This is a genomic window from Thalassospira sp. HF15 (genome assembly GCF_011806525.1).
Lineage (GTDB): Bacteria > Pseudomonadota > Alphaproteobacteria > Rhodospirillales > Thalassospiraceae > Thalassospira.
In genome coordinates, this window is record NZ_JAAVKI010000003.1 from 1 (window position 1) to 17,622 (window position 17,622).

A 17,622-nucleotide genomic window follows, 5' to 3' on the forward strand; every position below is an offset into this window, starting at 1 on the left:
CACCCCGTAGAACCTGAACTCTTGCTGATCGTTTGCTCAGCCACAAATTGGCCAATCTGAACCGAGACCTGACCTTCCGAACTCAGCCCGTGCTCATCGGTCACGCGATAGGTGAAACTGTCTTCGCCAACATAGCCATCACCCGCCGTGAAGCTGTAACTGCCATCCGCATTCACCGTCACCGCACCATTGGCAGGGCCTTCAACAAGCTCGAAGCTCAGTCCGTCTCCATCGACGTCAACGCCATGCAATTGATGTGTGATCGTGCCAGCTTCCGGAAGCGTGATGCGACCATCGCGAATGATTGGCGCATTGTTTTCGGTCCCGTCGAGCGAGATATCGCCATCGGCGAAGGATGCCGTTTCCATATCGACAAGGGTGTCGCTGCCATCGTCGCCGTCCTCGGCATTGATATCACGGATGATCCAACTGCCGTCTTCTCGCTGGGTGACATCGTAATCGGCAAGGTTACCGGCATAGAGCGCTGTATCATTGCCCGCTCCGCCAACAAGGCGGTCGTATCCGCCATTGCCTGTCAGGGTATCATTACCATCACCACCGGTCAGGGTGTTGGCGACTGTGTCACCAATGAGGGTATCGTTATGAGATGATCCCAGAATATCTTCGATAGAATCATAGCTATCACCTTCTGCATCGCCGTCTGATCCTGTGCCTGCTTCAAGATCGGCGATGACGCCAAGCTGAGAATTTTCATACGAAGCCGTATCCCGATCAGCGCCACCTGCCAGGTGATCAGCCCCAGCACCACCTGACAGAGTATCGCGCCCTTTGCCACCGGTCAGAGTATTGTCGTTTTCATCACCGGTAAGCTTGTCATTGAAATCCGAACCAATCAGGTTCTCGATATCAATGAGTTCATCGCCCTCCGCATGACCATCCACAGCAAGACCGGCCGCGAGATCAATCGTCACCGATTTGGTTGAGGTCGCATAACTGACAGTATCTTCACCCTCTCCGCCATCAAGGCGGTCTGCCCCCGCCGCACCGTCAAGTGTATCGCTGCCGGCGCCGCCAATCAGGGTGTTTTCGCCAACATCACCGCGCAGATTGTCATCATGATCGCTGCCAATGACATTTTCGATATTGCTGAGCGTATCATTGGTGATGACATCGTCCGCCCCATCGGTTCCCGCAACGGTATGCGATGCATGACCGCCACTGGCCTCATCATTGGTCAGATCAACGTCAACCGCGGCATCACTGCCACTATAATCAACCGTATCAGATCCACTGCCGCCATCAATGGCATCTGCGCCCACACCACCGATCAGGGTGTCATCACCTGCGCCACCACTGAGGACATGATCGCCATCTGTTGCGCGCAAGATGTCATTGCCTGCCCCACCGTCAAATTCAGTTTGCGCACCATAGCGAATGGTTTGCGTCGCCGTGACCGAATTGCCCGCCGCATCCGTTACAGTAAAGTCAAAGCTGTCTTCACCGTCATAAGCCGGATCAGTCGCGACATAGCTGAAGCTGCCATCGGCATTGAAGGTTACTGTTCCGTGCGCGGGTTCGGCTTCAAGGAGATAACTGATCGCATCCTGATCAATGTCAACTGCGCGCACCTGTCCTGTGATGGTGCCGTCCTCAAGCAGATCGGCGATGCCGTCTGCGGCAACTGGTGCATTGTTTTGCGAACCATCCAGATAGATGGTTTTGTCCGCGAACTCGATCTTTTCTATCCCGGTCAGGTAATCGATACCCTCGTCAACGCCGTCTTCGGTATTGAGGTCCCTAACGGACCATTCGTAATCACCATCGGCATCTTCATTGCGGGTGATTTCATAGTCCGATGCATTGCCATCAAATATCGCCGTGTCATGCCCCGAGCCGCCCAGAAGCGTATCATTGCCTTCCCCGCCCTGAAGGCTGTTATCGGAAGCGTCACCTTCAAGCAAATCGCCCCAGGCAGAGCCTTCAAGGTTTTCGATATTGCTCAGAACGTCATTGACCGAGTCAGCACCGCCCAAACCAAGCTGGGTCTGGAATACCGGGTCCTCATGAAGCGTTGCCACCAACCCGTCATTGCCAATCAATCCACCAACAACATCAAGCCCGGCGTCCCAATCATGGCTGGCCACCGGCACCGCATTGGCATAGACCACAAGCTTACCGGTATCGCGGTTGTATCCAATGTTGAAGCTGGTTAGCTCGTCAAACTTGCCCTCAAAGCCAAAGCTTTCGGCAATCGAGCCATCGGCATTAACGATCTCAAGAACCTTCTTTTCGGCATCATCGCCAAGATACAATCGGACATGCTGGGCGTTGTCTGGCAGGGATGCAGACGCACTTGTCCCGCCGGTCGTCAAAATCGCCCATGCATCGCCCTCAATCCCGTGATCAAGTACGACATTCATCACCTGCCAGCCGCTATCGCCGCCAAGCTCGGTATAGATCGCCGCATTGTCTGACTTGAACACGGCCTTGGCATCGCCATTGCTGCCATCTTCGGCAATCAGGCGCACAGTGCCAGATGCCGACTGCGCATCAAAAGCAGTCTGCTCATGATAGGCAATCCCGCCCCCCCGCGTGAGGCTGACATCAACGCCCTTGTAGGACCCGGCATAGGAAACGGTATCTGATCCGCCCGCCCCATCAATCTTATCACCGCCATAGGCCCCGATCAGGGTATTATCACCATCATTACCGCGCAGATCATCGTCAAAGAAACTGCCCGTAACGTTTTCGATGCTTTCGATCTTGTCCGGACCACCGGCACCGGCGACCGCATTCAGCACAAGGTCAACCGTCACCCCGCCTGCAGCCGTGATAAAGGATGCGGTATCATTGCCCGCACCGCCGCGAAGGGTATCCTTCCCGTCCCCACCGACCAGAACATCATCACCATCCCCACCATCAAGGATGTCATCGCCATCGCCGCCCAAAAGAACGTCATCACCGTCCCGCCCCAAAAGGGTATCGGCACCATCATTGCCCCAGATCAGGTTGTCCTGATCATCGCCCGCCAAAACGTCGTCATGACCGGAACCATCAAGATGCTCGAAATTGCTGATAACATCGCCTTGGGCATCGCCGCCCGATGCGGTTCCATTGGCAAGATCAACATTCACACCGGCGTCAGAGCCATAATATGAAAGCGTATCTTCACCGGCACCGCCATCAAGCGTATCGGCCCCAGCACCGCCTTCGAAAACGTTCTCGCCATCGTCACCGGTCAGAACGTCATTATGGGCCGATCCAGTCAGATCTTCGACATTGCTAATTATGTCGCCGGCCGCATCACCGCCCGATGCCGTCGCACTGCCAAGATCAACATTCACCCCGCTGGTTGAGGCCGCATAACTGACCATGTCAAAGCCGTCGCCGCCATCCATGGTGTCTGCGCCTGCTCCGCCAATGAATGTGTCATGGCCGTCTTCACCGGTCAGGTAATCATTCCCGGCCGCGCCATCGATGGTGTCGTTACCTGCCCCGCCATAAATGACGTTAAAGGCATCATCCCCACGCAGATCATCGCCCGCTTCGGAACCGATCAGACCTTCGAAATTGGCAATAACATCACCCTCGGCAGCGCCGCCTGATGCCGTATTGGCGCCCAGATCGACCGACACCCCTTCCCACGATCCCGCATAGGACAGGTAATCGCCCCCGGCACCCCCATCAAGCGTATCCGCCCCGGCACCGCCAAGTATCACGTCATTACCCGAACCACCCGTGATCGTATCGTCGCCTTCACGTCCCATGACGCGAATGGCACCCGAACCCGATGCATGGAAATGGTCGTTTCCTGATCCTCCCATGGCGGCCTCGATATTCGCCTCCGCAAGATCGAAATCAACCGACTGGTCAGTTTCAAAGACAATGATATCATCACCGTCACCACCATTAATCTCGTCAAGTTCGTCGGCGACGATGGTGTCATCACCTGCACCTGCATTCAGCGTATCGGCCCCACCTGCACCGATCAGAACATCATCACCAGCACCACCAATAAAGGTATCTGCCCCATCACCACCAATCGCGACTTCAACCTCACTCGCCCCCATATCAAGTGAAATTGCACTGTTACTCGAATTGATAACGACGTCATTACCATCGCCGCCCGCAACAGTATCTTCACCATCGACAAACAGGATGTCACTACCAGCCCCGCCAATCAGGGTATCCTCACCGTCACTGCCAATCAGCCAGTCATTCCCGTCGCCACCGGTCAAGGTGTCGTTACCAGCACCACCATCGACGAAACCGCTTTCTGCACCAAGGGTTAGAACATCATCGCCAAGCGTACCCAGCTGCACCGATGCGTCTGTGTCGGCATTGACCGAAACAGTTCCGTCATCGTTCACGCGGAAACCATATTGGGAATAGGAAAAGGCAACATCGCCAACATCACGGAAGCTGCCATCCGCCATGGTCATCTGGGCAACACCGGCAAGGATATTACCTTCGACCGTTTCATTGCTCTCTTCCGGGGTCAGATCAATCGATGCAATCCCGGCTTCGGACAGGCTTTTAAGCTCGCCGTCCTCAGCATCCCCGTCACCATCCAGATCCTGCCAGACTTTGAAATCAACAAACCGTTCGTCATTGGCATCAAGAACACCGTCATCATTGCTGTCAAAGACGGTTTTGAGTGCTTCAAGGTCGGTTTGCGCATTCTCATCAAGCAGCGTGAAGTTCAGTTCTTCCCCGCGGTCAATGGCGCCGTCACTGTCCAAATCAATCGCCAAAAGGCCGTCATCGGCAGATGCCCAGCCAACCTTTTCCCGATATCCATCACCATCGATGTCGTAGAATGCGTTGCTGCCTTCTTCAGAAATCAGTTCGATACCATCACCATCTAAATCTAAGACAACTGGCTTCCCTCCAGGACCAGTACCAGGATGATGGTCTCTTCTGTCCCCTTCTTGCCAACCGCCAGTGTCAACCGGATCAGGGTGATGATCTCTTCTGTCCCCTTCTTTCCAACCAACTTGTTGTCCCGTTCCAGGATGATGATCTCTCCTATCCCCTTCCTGCCACCCCCCATCCGAAGCGCCGTCATCAGATGAGCTTCCTCCATTTCCATTTACCAATTCTCTCAGCTGATCACCATAATCAGAAACAACGTACACCCCACCCTCAACAACGTCGGTTACGCCTGCACCGACAGAACCCGTATAAGTTCCATCGTAATTTCCAAAAACTGCTCCTGCGATCCCTGGCACACCGCTAGGAACGCCGACCCCTACTCCATAATTCGGGTCTACGCTAATGCCCCCGAATCCAAGATTAAGCTCGGCAGCTCCATACCCACTTAGCCCAAAAGGCGCAGTTCCTTGTGCAAAAACGCCAAATTCAAAACCAATATTTTCGAAGTCTACACCTAAGTACCCACCGACGAATGAAACTTGTCCATATGCACCTACTGCACCAACTGGTCCGAGTTCTCCTACTTTACTCTCGGTGTAGTCACGAAGATCACTTAATGATTCCGAGAACTCGCCTACTGCATCTCGCAAGTTATCTCGAACATCATCAATCGCCGAACCAAAGTCCTCACTTAATCCGGACAAACGATCTCGAACAGATTTATTAACACTTGACATAAATACACCCTATAAATTTCATTTACTTAAAATATAAATAGATAATCCAGATTGCATTATTGTATTTGCAGCATCATAGTTCCCACATGAAATATAATAATTATACCGATTTGTAACAATTTCACTAAACACACAAAACATAAAACACCACCCTGAAATACAGACAATTGGTATCAAAAACAAACCAAAATAATTTTCAAATATAATTGCATACGCCATAATAGATGCAGAAAACAAAAATATAATAAAACTCCATATCTTAAAAGACGTAACAGATCTTTTCGTTATTTTCATTTGAAACTACCTTTCCCGAAGAGCCTCATCGCCGCACTTCATCACGGGCAATAGCAAGAACTCGATAATCCGCCGATTAACGGTTTTGACCTCGATAGATGCCGCCATCCCGGGCGTCAGTTTGACCATGCGGCCGTCAGCAAAGATTTCGGAAGTCTGAAGGGTCGCACGCACCTCATAGACCAACCCCAAATCTTCGTCCTGAATAGCATCGCGCGAAATGCTTTTGACCTTGCCGTCGATCTTGCCGTAGCGGGTGAAGGGGAAACTGTCGATCTTGAACCGCGTCCTGCTCTGTCGCGACAAAACCGGCATCCTTGTTTTGCACCTTGGCGACGGCCTTAAGCTCCACATCATCGGGCACCACCACCATCAGGCTTTCGGCAGGTGAAACAACACCACGCACGGTATGGAGGGTAAGCTGCTGGATCGTGCCACTGACGGGCGCGCGCAATTGGTGTCGGTTTTGACGGCTTTCGGCTTTGCGAAGTGCAATGACCGCCGTTTCAAACTTGTTGCGGGCATCAAGAAGTTCTTCGAGTGTTTGCTGTTTGGTTTGTGCAATCAGGTTCTCGCGGTCTTTCTCGGCTGCCATGATCGACGCGTCGGCTTCTTCAAGGCGGTTGCGATAAATCTCAAGATTGCTTTTGGTTTCGATCAGCTGTTGCTTGACTTCAAGCCAGACCGGCTTGGTACTGATGCCATCCGACACAAGCCCGGAAAGCGATCCTTCACGTACGGTCGCCATCGGCAGAAGCTGAGCGCATCTCCTGCCAAGACCAGTTATCTGCTTGTGCCTGATTGCGCCCCGCAAAAGACATCCCCACCCTGCGCGCAAAGCCCCCTGCATCTGCGCATTAATGAATATTAATGCATAAAGCCCGCAGCCACTGCAATCAAAGATAGATTACATCATTTATTTGCGCTTTATGATATTTATTCGAAGCGCAATAACCCCGACTTATGACAACGCGTGAGCACGCGCGGATACCTATATATGTCGCGTCAGGTAGAAAATCGTTTTTTGGAAAAATTGTCACGTGCTAGAGAAGATGACATTCGCTACGCCGTGAAATCAACCACTTGGCACGTTCGTTTGCCAGATAAGTTGGCATCGATTGTCACATAAGGTGACAAAAATCTGCAGAATTGACAGAAAAGATGACATTTACCGACAGGCCATTTGACCTAACAGCTCTAAGCTTGCGAACAAGATTATTCACTCGATCAAGATACACCTGAAGTCGTTGACATTAGTCAATGTCGGGCCCGTTGTAATAAGGGCAGATATTTGATCGAAAGCACTGTAGGAATCGTGGTTCTGAAGGTACCAATGCAGATCAACGTTACACTCAACTGCCTTACGCCAACTGCTTTCATCAATCAGCGCGCCTGCATTATCTTCGCTCCCATCAATCCCGTCAGTATCAATTGCTAGGGCGGAGAGCCCGGCTTGCCCACGAAATTGCATCATCAGTGATAACAAGAACTCGCTATTCCTTCCGCCACGGCCACCTTCACCTGATACCGTTACACTGGTTTCCCCCCCTGACAGCAACACACATGGCTTAGGCACAGGTTGATCATGACGCAGCACTTGCTGCGCAATCCCGGCATGCATGATCGCTATTTCCCGCGCTTCGCCTTCGATGGCATCACCGAGAATTATCGGCGCCACCCCCAATTCGCGCGCAACCGATGCGGCCGCCAGTAAACTGGCCTGCGGCGTAGTTAGCATCACCAACTCGCTATTGGTAAAGCACGGGTCTTTTGACGAAACCGTTGGGTTCTGTTCCGAAGAAAGCAGACCGCGCACCTCGTCCGAAAGGTTGATGCCATAAGCATCAATAATCCTTAGTGCATCGGAACCTGTTGTATCATCAGGCACTGTCGGGCCCGAGGCAATGATGCTCGGGTCATCTCCCGGAACATCAGACACCAGATAGGTAATCATTCTGGCTTTTCCGGCAGCGGCAGCCAATCGTCCGCCCTTGACGCCGGAAAGATGTTTTCGCACACAATTCATTTCTGAAATCGTCGCGCCACTGCGGAGTAAAGCATTCCCGATTTGCTGTTTTTCAGAAAACTTAATACCCTCGGCTGGCATCGCCAGAAGCGATGATCCGCCCCCGGAAATCATACATACAATCAGATCATCTTTTGTTGCCGAAGAAACAAGTTCCAGAACCCGTTTCGCTGCCACGCGCCCGGCCTCATTCGGAACGGGGTGCCCGGCTTCGACAATTTCGACATACTGGCAGGGAACAGCATGGCCGTATCGGGTAATCACCAGACCGCCCACTTCGCCCTTCCAATATCTTTCAAACGCTTGGGCCATTTTCGCCGATGCTTTTCCAGCTCCGATGACAATCGTCCGTCCCTTCGGCTTTTCCGGCAGATGATCGGCCATACATTGCGTGGGATCAGCTGCGGTTAAAGCAGCATCCATCATGCGCAGAAGTTTTTCACGCGCTGTCATCAATATGTTCCTTGGTGAATTGGTGTCGCAGTTACGCCCGAAACGGACCTTCGATACCCGCTTTACGCAACTTCGAGATGGTCCTGTTTGCATTCAGCACAAATTGTTCTGAGACCTCGGCCGAGGTCTCAGTACGTCGCGCATGTTTCAAACTGCCAAGCTGCTCCAACGAGCCTAGCAAAGCACGCAGATCTCCGATCAGAGCATCCAGCGTTTCGGTATCAGCAACCAACCCGGACAATTGCGAGGAAGAAACAGCACCCACACCAGGAACACCCATAACACCGAGATCAGTATAACCTTGGGGCAGCGTACCCCTAACATTGGAAACCGATTTTTCAAGCAAAAGACCAAATATCTGGTCTACCGCCTGCTTTCCACCAGCCACTCGCGACGGATGATCTGTATCCGCCGCAGCATGCGGCAGCAAAAGAAGCTTGCCTTTATGATGCGTCTCCAGCGGAAGATACGGCACCATCGGGCCAGAAACATCTCCTTGTTCGTTCAAGAACAAATCAGCATCGATAGCAGCGTAACGGACGGCACCACTTGCAAGCGCCTGATCAAGGGCAGCCGCATCAACCAGTTCACCGCGGTCGAAATTGACCAAAACGGCGCCCGGGGCTAATACGTTCAAAACCTCGGCATTGATCAGATGGGCGTTGGCGTAAGTTCCTGCATCGGCATCGAAGGCCCCCAACCCAACATGCGGGGTCAAGACATCTGCGCCGCGTGCGGCATCAAGAATGGTCGGGGCATAAACGAAGCCTTCCGCTTCGATCCATTTTTTATGACGCTCACGAGCGTAAATGCGGACCTCCATGCCAAAGCTACGCCCCAATTTCGCGACTTCACGCCCAATATTGCCGTAGCCTATAACACCAAGAACGCATCCTTCCAGTTTGCTGGTAGGGAAATCCTTAAGGTTTTTTCCCGTGTCAAAGGTCTTGGCAACAACCCTTTCGTGCAAGGTATCGAGATCAATATCAGGCACCGTACGCAGCAGTGCTTTAAACACCATTTGGGCAGTGGCCCGGCTGTTAATGCCGGGAGTATTCATCAGAACACCAGTCCCGCCATCACCATTTCCACCACCCCAGCAAAGAGCCCCCATATTGCCGGTACCCGCGCCAATCCGCACGCCACCACGTGGGAAAGATGCCTTGGCCGGGATAAAGGTCGCCGCTGCAATCAGGGCATCAAAGTTGCCCGCTTCAGTGATCGCTATAATCTCATCTTCGGTCGAGATGTTGGGCCGATAGTAGAAATGAATTTTCCCGTCATCAATGACACCTTCAACCGCATCACTTACCGGATGAAAAACGCCACCTTTGGCCACGATGTATTCAGCAACCTCGGAACAATCCGGTACGCCCTGATCATCAAACTTCAAACCGACCAGATCGGCAATCAGCACTTTGAAACCATTATTTTGCGTCGCGGGATTTTGGGAGGAAACGTCTTTGCTCATAAATTCCAACTTTTGTTCAAAGGTTCGGCTTGGTGTGATTAGGCTTGGCTTAGAAGCGGTTGACCCGAAATGGCTCAAGGTTAATCGATGGCGCCTGCTCGGAAGCCATTTCGGCGACGATTTTTCCGGTCACGGCACCGGCAATCAATCCCTGATGACCATGCCCGAACGCATAAATTACATTTCGATGACGCGGTGATCTATCAATCACTGGAATACTGTCAGGTGTTCCTGGGCGGTGCCCCATCCAGCGTTTGACATTTCGGGTTTCAAGCTTGGGGAACATGTTTTCCGCAAGTTTCATCAAAATGTCTGCGCGCTTCATGTTTGCCGGTGCATCAAGCCCCGCAAATTCCACCGTCCCTGCCAGGCGCAAGCCTTCTTCCATTGGGGATGCGACAAATTTCCGGTCTGCAGAAATCGTCTGAATTCGAAGGCCGGTATCGGCCTCTGGAAGCATCACGTGATAACCGCGTTCACTTTCAAAAGGAACACGATCACCAATCTTGGCTGCCAGTTTTCCAGACCAAGCCCCCGCAGCCAACACAAACTTGTCGGCCTCATAAATTCCCTGATCCGTCTGAATCGCACGCGGGCCTTCCGGGCCAATGATAAAGCCTTGTGCTTTGGCTCGAATGAAACGAGCGCCCTTACGGGCTGCATTTTCCGCAAGCTTCGCAACAAGCCGCCCCGGATTGGGACATTGTCCCTGTTCAGGCAAGTAAAGCGCGCTTTTGAAGACAGATGACAATGCGGGTTCGAGCTCTCTTATTTCTCCGGCATTAAGAAGATCCACCTGAACGCCATGTCGCCGGCGAAGATCGGTACTATAGGTGCTGTTGCGTGCACCATTTTCTGTTTCATATACGAACAATTGCCCCCGCTTTTGCAGTAGCTCTTCGCATCCTGCCTCACGGACCAGCGGTTCGTAACATTCAAATGTGTAACGATGCAGGTCTCGCATCGCCTGTGAAATCTCTTCAACACGCCACTTGCGACTGGCCGCCACAAAACGCAGCAACCAGGGCAGGGCGTGGGGTAGATATGCAAGACGCACGAACAACGGTCCCTCGGGGTCAAGGAGCCATTTGGGAACACTTTTGAGCAAACCCGGCATTGAGTTTGGAATACAGGAACCTGGGCAAATACCCCCTGCATTGCCATAGGAACACTGGTCTTCCGATCCCGGCAATGCCGGGTCAATTACATCAACAGCGTATCCTTGCTTAAGCAGATAATTGGCTGTGCAACTGCCAATAATACCCGCACCAATGACGATAACCCGTTCAGAATTGCTCATGGTCTTGCATACCTGTTCACAGAACGCTTAGGCGATTGGTTGGCCGGCACGGAATGCCGGAAGTGCCTGGGAGACCGCCTGCTGCAGCATGCGGAAGTCAGACAGGAACGCCATGAAACGGTACCCCATTTCACGCATTTCCACGCCATACTCGACAGACCCGCAATGGATGCCTGGAATGACGTCCGTTTTCTTGCAGGTTTCAGCAATGTATTTGATTGCGTCATAAACCTTCGGGAAACGCGGATCGAAGCCAGCACTTTCGCCCATACTCAACGACAGATCGGACGGACCAACGAAGATCGCGTCGAGTTCCGGCGTTTTGAGGATATCTTCAAGATTATTGACGGCTTCTTCGGTCTCGATCATCGCCATCGTAATGATGGTCTTGTTGGCTTCCTTAATGTAATCGGAACCACCATAAAGAGATGCACGAAGGGGACCGGCACTGCGGGTACCGACCGGAGCATAACGGCATGCTTTGACAAAAGCTTCTGCCTCGGCGCGGGTATTTACCATCGGGCAAATCACACCATAAGCACCGGCATCAAGAACCTTGCCGATAATGGCCGGATCGTTCCACGGCACACGCACCATTGGCGTGGTGTTCGTGGTTGAAATTGCCTGCAGCATCGGCAGCGCATCGACATAATCGGTAGCACCGTGCTGAAGGTCGATCGTCAGAGCGTCCCAGCCCTGTTGAGCCATCAGTTCAGCAGATACAGAAGACGGAATACCAAGCCAGCCGGTAATGACTTCGCCACCTTCGGACCAGATTGTTTTTACACGATTTTCACGCATGGAAATTCTCCTTTTACGAATTCAAAATGAGGTCAGCGGCCTTCTCGGCCATTGCAATCGTTGTAATGTTTGTGTTGGCGCTGATAATCGAGGGCATGGAAGAAGCATCCACCACCCGAAGACCGGAAACACCCCGCACACGGCACTTTGCATCCAGAACAGCCATCGGATCGTCATCGCGCCCCATCCGGCAGGTTCCTGAAACATGCCAGCCCGACCAGACTGACTCTCGAACCCAGTCGGCAATCACGTCATCATCACGGATCATTTGACGAATACTGTCACCGGTCCCAAACTTGTGCCTCAACAAGGTTTCCCGGAAGAAAGGCGCATAGTCGAACAGGAAGGAGGCCGTCCCCGTTTTCATCCAGTTGGAAAACTTCCGCACGCTTAATGCACGTGCCTCGTCGGTGTAACCGGCAAGAAACCACGTATTGACGTGCGCATTAACCTTTGGAGATTGGGCAATCCGGTACAACCGTTTGAACCCGTCGACAAGACGCGAAAGATCGCGAGAATCTGACACCAAATTCAAATCGACCAGTGGCTCATCTTCGGCATTGGGAGTCTTCAGTTTAACTGTCCCGGTCGAGTAGGACTTGTTCACACAAACATTCAACGCGCCCATCGCCTTCCCAAGGGGATGCCAACCAGCACGGTTAACCGGCATGATGAACATATCCCCCTTCGGACAATCATCGATGTTCGATGAGTAACGGGTCCCAAGGAAGATGTGACGCCGCTGCCCCGGTCGCAGACGCGCGCTTTTGCGGAAATGTGCGCCGAATGCAAGATGCGGGTGATCGGTCAGATTTTCTCCAACACCCGGCAAATCAACAACCGGCTTGATGCCCAGTTTCTGCAACTGATTGCCCGGACCGATACCTGCACGCATCAGGATGGCTGGTGAATGCAATGCCCCGGCAGAAACAATCACTTCATAGGCAGAATACGAGTTCACAACACCATTAAGACGAACCTTCACACCGGTGACCGCGTTGCCTTCAACGATCAGACTTTCGACGAACGCGCCCGAGAAAATGTGCAGGTTTTCGCGCGCACGTACTTTTTCGGTCAGGTAACCAACCGCAGTCGAGACCCTGCGGTCATTTTCATTCGACAACGGCATGGGATAAGAACCATCCTCGGTCCCACCGTTATAGTCTTCGCCATAAGGTAGCTCGTCCTTTACCGCGTCGAGAACCGATTTGGTAAAGCCCGCCCATTCTTTGGGGAACACACGACGGATCGGGATTGGCCCCTTGTCGTTATGCATTTCCCCGCCGAAATCCTGATCGCGTTCAAGTTTCTTGAGATAGGGGAAAAACCCATCCCATCCCCAACCGGTCGCGCCAAGTTTTTCCCATTCGTCATAGTCGGTCGGCAGGCCACGTACAGCAAACTGTCCGTTGATGCTTGAACCGCCACCCATGACTTTCGCCTGTTCCAGCTTCGAGGTCTTTGCAACCGTCGAGTTCTGTTTGGGCGAACGGGTATAGACACGAAGCTTTTCCCAGTGGAAACGCGGATCGAAATAAGACAGACCCGGATAGCTGTCAGAAATGACATCTGGAACGGCGTCCGGTGGGGTATCTGGCCCTGCTTCGAACAGGGCAACCTGTTTGGTCCCTGTTTCTGACAGGCGGCTCGCAAGGACGGCTCCGGCAGAGCCGCCTCCCACGATTATGAAATCGTATTTCATGATTTTCGTCACCTATAATCAGGCGTAATTGACCCAAACCGCTTTCTGGCGCATGAATTCCTGGAAGCCTTCGCGTCCCATGTCCTTGCCAAAACCGGATCCCTTGAACCCGCCTGCGGTATAGGTGAATTCCGGACCACGGCCATGTTGGTTCACAAAGACCATTCCGGCCTCAATACCGTCAGCTGCTTTCAGTGCTTTCTGCAGGTTGGTGGTATGGACACTTGCCGCGAGGCCATAAACCGGGTGCTGCGACTTGGAAATGCCTTCTTCAAGATCGTCAAAGGTTTCAAATGTCGCTACCGGACCAAAGAATTCATCCGTAAAGCCGACATTGTCATAGGAAACATTCTCAAGCAGGGTCGGCGCATAGAAACAGCCTGAATTGCTCTCAAGACCGTTGCCCCCCTGAACAATGCTGCCCCCTTGGGCGACGGTCTGCTGTACCAAACCATCAATACGATCGAACTGTTTGCGGCTGATAATCGGTGCAAAATCGGTGTTTGCATCCCATGTCGGCCCAGGCTTGATCGCCTTCATAATATCAACGATACGCTCACGCAGTTCATCAGCAATCGAACGCTCTACAATCAGGCGTGAACCAAGGGTGCAGACCTGACCTGCATTAACCATAAAGGCACCTGCAACACGCTTGGCGACGGCATCCATTTCACCGGCGTCAGCAAGAACAAGCTGCGGGCTTTTGCCACCAAGTTCGAGCGTGACCGGCTTGATACCCGACTGTGCTGCAAGCGACATGATCGCAGCACCGGTCTGTGTCGAGCCAGTAAAGGAAATCATCTTGATATCAGGATGCTTGACGATCGCCGCACCGGTCGTATGACCCAAACCATTAACTACGTTGAGAAGACCACCAGGAACACCAGCTTTCGCAGCCAGATCGGCGAGCGCGAGCAAACTATGCGGCGTCAGTTCCGAGGTTTTCATGACAATCGCATTGCCCGCAGCCAAAGCTGCAGCAAATTTCCACGTCGCCGTAATCATCGGGAAGTTCCACGGAACAATTGCTCCGACAATTCCGTAAGGTTCGAAGTCGAGATAGCTCAGGGTATTTTCCTGAGTCGCCGTTACAGAACCCTCAACCTTGTCGCAGAATTCCGCAAAATATCTGATCACGCCGGCGGTTCTGACAGCGTCGCCACCGACCGTCATCGAGACAAGTCGACTTGACCCCATTGCCTCGAGCTTACCGAGATATTCGGCATTTTCTTCAACCAAATCAGCGAACTTCATAAGAACGGCCGTACGTTCACGCGGCGCAATCCCTGCCCAGTTGCTCTCGACAAGGGCTTTTTTGGCTGCCGCAACGGACTGTTCGACAGCGGCATCACCGCCATCGGTAATGGTCCCCATCGGCTGAAGGTCAGAGGGGCGAAGGACTTCAATTTCTTCGCCTGCGAGTTCAACGAACTTGCCGCCGATATGATGACCAGAAGGTACTTTGATTTCGCTCGGATCGAATGTGAAACTCATAGTAGATATCCTTTCGAACCAAAAAGGGTTCGTTAGTAGTGGCTTCGTCTTGCGCAACACGTTCGGTGCAGACGCGGCTTCCCGATCTGTCGAGAAACTCGATCAGTTCAACGGTACTGAATAAGGTGATGCAAACCTGCTCGGACTTGGCCTTTTATTCGGCTTGCTCGGATTGTTTTGCTTCAAGAAACGGCCTGAGCAAATCTGCAGAATCATGGAACCGTTCGACAAAACTTTTCAGTCGCGGGTGCTTTGGATGGAGAAGAACCTCCGATGGCGGGCCCTGCTCAGCGATGACACCCTGATCCAGGAACACAACGCGGTCGGCGACTTCATACGCAAACCCGATTTCGTGGGTAACGATCACCATGGTCATGCCGGTCTCAGCCAGGCTTTCCATAGCTTTCATTACTTCGCCAACCAACTCCGGATCCAGAGCGGAGGTCGGTTCATCAAACAGCATCACTTTGGGATCCATCGCCATGCCACGTGCGATGGCAACACGCTGTTGCTGACCACCCGAAAGCTGGCGAGGGTATTTGTTCCCGTGCTCAGCAAGCCCCATCGAAGCAAGAAGTTCTTCAGCACGCTCTCTTGCCTGCTTTTTATCTTGCTTCTTGACGGTAACAGGGCCCTCCATGATGTTTTCGATCGCAGTCATATGAGGAAACAGGTTGAACTGCTGGAACACCATGCCGGTTTTCGAACGAATACGGTTGACCTCTGCTTTGGGAATTTCCATATGCCCGTTGCCGCTTTCCTCGGCATGAAACAGAACGTCACCATCGATCACAATGCTTCCGCTGCTTGGCTGGTTCAGCAGATTGATGCAGCGCAGTAACGATGTCTTGCCTGAACCGCTGCTGCCAATCAGCACAACAACTTCACCCTCGGCAACCTCGAGATCGACGCCAAACAGAACCTGTTTGGCTCCGTATTTCAAACAGATGTCATCAAGGCGGAGGAAGTCGCGTTTTTCCCCTGTTTTCGTCTTGGGTGCAGTTTTTCCGTGTGGGGCGCTATTCATTTTACATTCATCCCACTTTGTTCGAGTTTACGGGCAAGCAAGGTCAGCGGCACAAGAAGGATCAGGAACATAGCACCGATGGCGGTGTAGATTTCCATGGGGCGATAGGTAAAGCTACTGATATAGCTTGCTTGATAGAGAAGATCGGGCACCGTGATGATTGAAAGCAGGGTCGTGTTCTTCATCTGGATAATCGATTGCCCTGCAAGAGGCGGGATCATCCGACGCAATGCCTGTGGCAGAATTACACGGAACATGCGCTGCTTATAGGACATGCCCAGCGCGGTTGCTGCATCAGTCTGCCCGGGATCAATGGACTGAATACCTGCACGCAGAATCTCGGCGTAAAAGGATGCTACATAACAGCTCAGACCAATAAAACCGGCCCATCCCTTGGTAATGTTAATACCAAGGAAAATCGGCAACGCGAAATAGACCCAAAGCAGGATCACCAAAAGGGGAATATTTCGGAAGAATTCGACATAGATGCGTCCAAGAAATGCCAGAATCCTTGAAGAACTGAGCTGCATCAAACCAACTATCAGACCGATCAGAAGGCCGGCAGCAATCGTGATTACCGTGTAATAAAGGGTAATCAGCAAGCCTTCCCAGATCAGGTGCGCGTTGTTTGTCACAACGGAAAAATCGAACATGTTTATCCTTTCCGGCGCAGATAACTGCACCCGGTTGGCAACAAATAGTCACGGAGGGTCGCGGCGACGCTTTTTGGTGGCGCAAGGGAGCGAACAACGTCGCCGCGACGAGGTATTTATTAGAAGGAGAAGCCTTCCGGCAGCAATTTGCTGAGATCAATGCCACGAGCAGTCCATGCGTCACGCAATTTGCTCTGTGCGAGACCAAGTGAACGCTGCTGCTGGATCCAGTTCGTTAGCACATTGATATAACCGGCATTTCCCGGCTGGCGCGCTACGGCGAGAGTTGCCGGGTTACGCAACATCGGCTCCGGGATTGATACTTTTCCAATACCCTGCTGTGCAATCTGCGCTGCATCGAAAACCGAGAAAACCACGGCATCGGCACGACCGGTTTGAAGCTCCATAATCGCAAGGTTACGGTCTTCAACAGGAACGACAGTGGCATTCGGCAGAAGGTTCTCTGCAACAACCTGCATCGTGCTCCCTTTTTGGACAACAACCTGCTTTTCAGGATTGTTCAGCTCTTCCCAGTTGGTAACTTCTTTGCCTTCCGGTGTCAGAACAGCCCATGCATCAATGAAAAGTGGCTCCCAAAGATAATCAACGACCATCCCGCGTTGCGGGTTCGGGTTCACGCCAATCGCGATATCAAGCTTACCCGACTGGAAATCAGCAGCGAGGTTTCCCCAGGTCGTTTCAACCAGTTCAGCCTCAACGCCAAGCGTTGCTGCAATTTCCTTGAGAAACTCGACATAGAAACCGCCCCATTCGCCGGTTTCACGGTCTTTGATATAGCCGGGCTCTTCACCGGTCATAACCGGTACC

Annotated in this window: 13 protein-coding genes; all 13 read right to left on the reverse strand. The window is 52.5% G+C overall.

Going from position 1 to position 17,622, the window contains the following annotated elements:
- Window positions 1-4,715 (reverse strand): S-layer family protein (locus tag HED22_RS06615; RefSeq protein ID WP_167720429.1); only part of this gene is annotated, 4,715 nt, incomplete at its 3' end.
- A 116-nt stretch (window positions 4,716-4,831) separates the two neighbouring features.
- The gene (locus HED22_RS06620; protein WP_167720431.1) at window positions 4,832-5,053 is read right to left on the reverse strand and encodes a hypothetical protein; all 222 of its coding nucleotides are present in this window, start codon (window positions 5,051-5,053) and stop codon (window positions 4,832-4,834) included.
- Between the two features lie 820 nt (window positions 5,054-5,873).
- The gene (locus tag HED22_RS06625) at window positions 5,874-6,059 is read right to left on the reverse strand and encodes a hypothetical protein (RefSeq protein ID WP_167720433.1); all 186 of its coding nucleotides are present in this window, start codon (window positions 6,057-6,059) and stop codon (window positions 5,874-5,876) included.
- The gene (locus tag HED22_RS06630; RefSeq protein WP_167720435.1) at window positions 6,043-6,615 is read right to left on the reverse strand and encodes an HlyD family efflux transporter periplasmic adaptor subunit; all 573 of its coding nucleotides are present in this window, start codon (window positions 6,613-6,615) and stop codon (window positions 6,043-6,045) included. The genes HED22_RS06625 and HED22_RS06630 overlap by 17 nt, the downstream gene beginning before the upstream one ends.
- Before the next feature lie 471 nt (window positions 6,616-7,086).
- On the reverse strand, window positions 7,087-8,346 hold the full coding sequence (locus HED22_RS06635; RefSeq protein ID WP_175581153.1) for a glycerate kinase: 1,260 nt from the start codon (window positions 8,344-8,346) through the stop codon (window positions 7,087-7,089).
- 31 nt (window positions 8,347-8,377) lie between these two features.
- Entirely contained in the window at window positions 8,378-9,817 is a 1,440-nt protein-coding gene (locus HED22_RS06640; RefSeq protein ID WP_167720437.1) for a D-isomer specific 2-hydroxyacid dehydrogenase family protein, read from the reverse strand.
- A 49-nt stretch (window positions 9,818-9,866) separates the two neighbouring features.
- A complete protein-coding gene (locus tag HED22_RS06645) occupies window positions 9,867-11,117 on the reverse strand; it encodes an FAD-binding oxidoreductase (RefSeq protein ID WP_167720438.1) in 1,251 nt (416 codons plus the stop codon).
- 27 nt (window positions 11,118-11,144) lie between these two features.
- Window positions 11,145-11,918, reverse strand: a complete 774-nt coding sequence (locus HED22_RS06650) for an HpcH/HpaI aldolase/citrate lyase family protein (protein ID WP_167720440.1) — start codon at window positions 11,916-11,918, stop codon at window positions 11,145-11,147.
- A gap of 13 nt (window positions 11,919-11,931) precedes the next feature.
- Window positions 11,932-13,620 (reverse strand): GMC family oxidoreductase, encoded by a 1,689-nt coding sequence (locus HED22_RS06655; protein WP_167720442.1) that lies wholly within the window; start codon window positions 13,618-13,620, stop codon window positions 11,932-11,934.
- Between the two features lie 18 nt (window positions 13,621-13,638).
- Window positions 13,639-15,114: an aldehyde dehydrogenase gene (locus HED22_RS06660; RefSeq protein ID WP_167720444.1), complete on the reverse strand. Its 1,476-nt coding sequence runs from the start codon at window positions 15,112-15,114 to the stop codon at window positions 13,639-13,641.
- A 154-nt stretch (window positions 15,115-15,268) separates the two neighbouring features.
- A complete protein-coding gene (locus HED22_RS06665) occupies window positions 15,269-16,141 on the reverse strand; it encodes an amino acid ABC transporter ATP-binding protein (protein WP_167720446.1) in 873 nt (290 codons plus the stop codon).
- Window positions 16,138-16,794: an amino acid ABC transporter permease gene (locus HED22_RS06670; protein ID WP_167720448.1), complete on the reverse strand. Its 657-nt coding sequence runs from the start codon at window positions 16,792-16,794 to the stop codon at window positions 16,138-16,140. The genes HED22_RS06665 and HED22_RS06670 overlap by 4 nt, the downstream gene beginning before the upstream one ends.
- A 119-nt stretch (window positions 16,795-16,913) precedes the next feature.
- Window positions 16,914-17,612, reverse strand: coding sequence for a transporter substrate-binding domain-containing protein (locus tag HED22_RS06675; protein WP_217701866.1), 699 nt, complete (start codon window positions 17,610-17,612; stop codon window positions 16,914-16,916).
- Window positions 17,613-17,622 lie beyond the last annotated feature (10 nt).

Coding starts and splice junctions, on each gene's coding strand:
- HED22_RS06620 (WP_167720431.1), bottom strand. CDS start 5,053: ATGGAAATGGAGGAAGCTCATCTGATGACGGCGCTTCGGATGGGGGGT.
- HED22_RS06630 (WP_167720435.1), bottom strand. CDS start 6,615: ATGGCGACCGTACGTGAAGGATCGCTTTCCGGGCTTGTGTCGGATGGC.
- HED22_RS06635 (WP_175581153.1), bottom strand. CDS start 8,346: ATGACAGCGCGTGAAAAACTTCTGCGCATGATGGATGCTGCTTTAACC.
- HED22_RS06640 (WP_167720437.1), bottom strand. CDS start 9,817: ATGAGCAAAGACGTTTCCTCCCAAAATCCCGCGACGCAAAATAATGGT.
- HED22_RS06645 (WP_167720438.1), bottom strand. CDS start 11,117: ATGAGCAATTCTGAACGGGTTATCGTCATTGGTGCGGGTATTATTGGC.
- HED22_RS06650 (WP_167720440.1), bottom strand. CDS start 11,918: ATGCGTGAAAATCGTGTAAAAACAATCTGGTCCGAAGGTGGCGAAGTC.
- HED22_RS06655 (WP_167720442.1), bottom strand. CDS start 13,620: ATGAAATACGATTTCATAATCGTGGGAGGCGGCTCTGCCGGAGCCGTC.
- HED22_RS06660 (WP_167720444.1), bottom strand. CDS start 15,114: ATGAGTTTCACATTCGATCCGAGCGAAATCAAAGTACCTTCTGGTCAT.
- HED22_RS06665 (WP_167720446.1), bottom strand. CDS start 16,141: ATGAATAGCGCCCCACACGGAAAAACTGCACCCAAGACGAAAACAGGG.
- HED22_RS06670 (WP_167720448.1), bottom strand. CDS start 16,794: ATGTTCGATTTTTCCGTTGTGACAAACAACGCGCACCTGATCTGGGAA.
- HED22_RS06675 (WP_217701866.1), bottom strand. CDS start 17,612: ATGACCGGTGAAGAGCCCGGCTATATCAAAGACCGTGAAACCGGCGAA.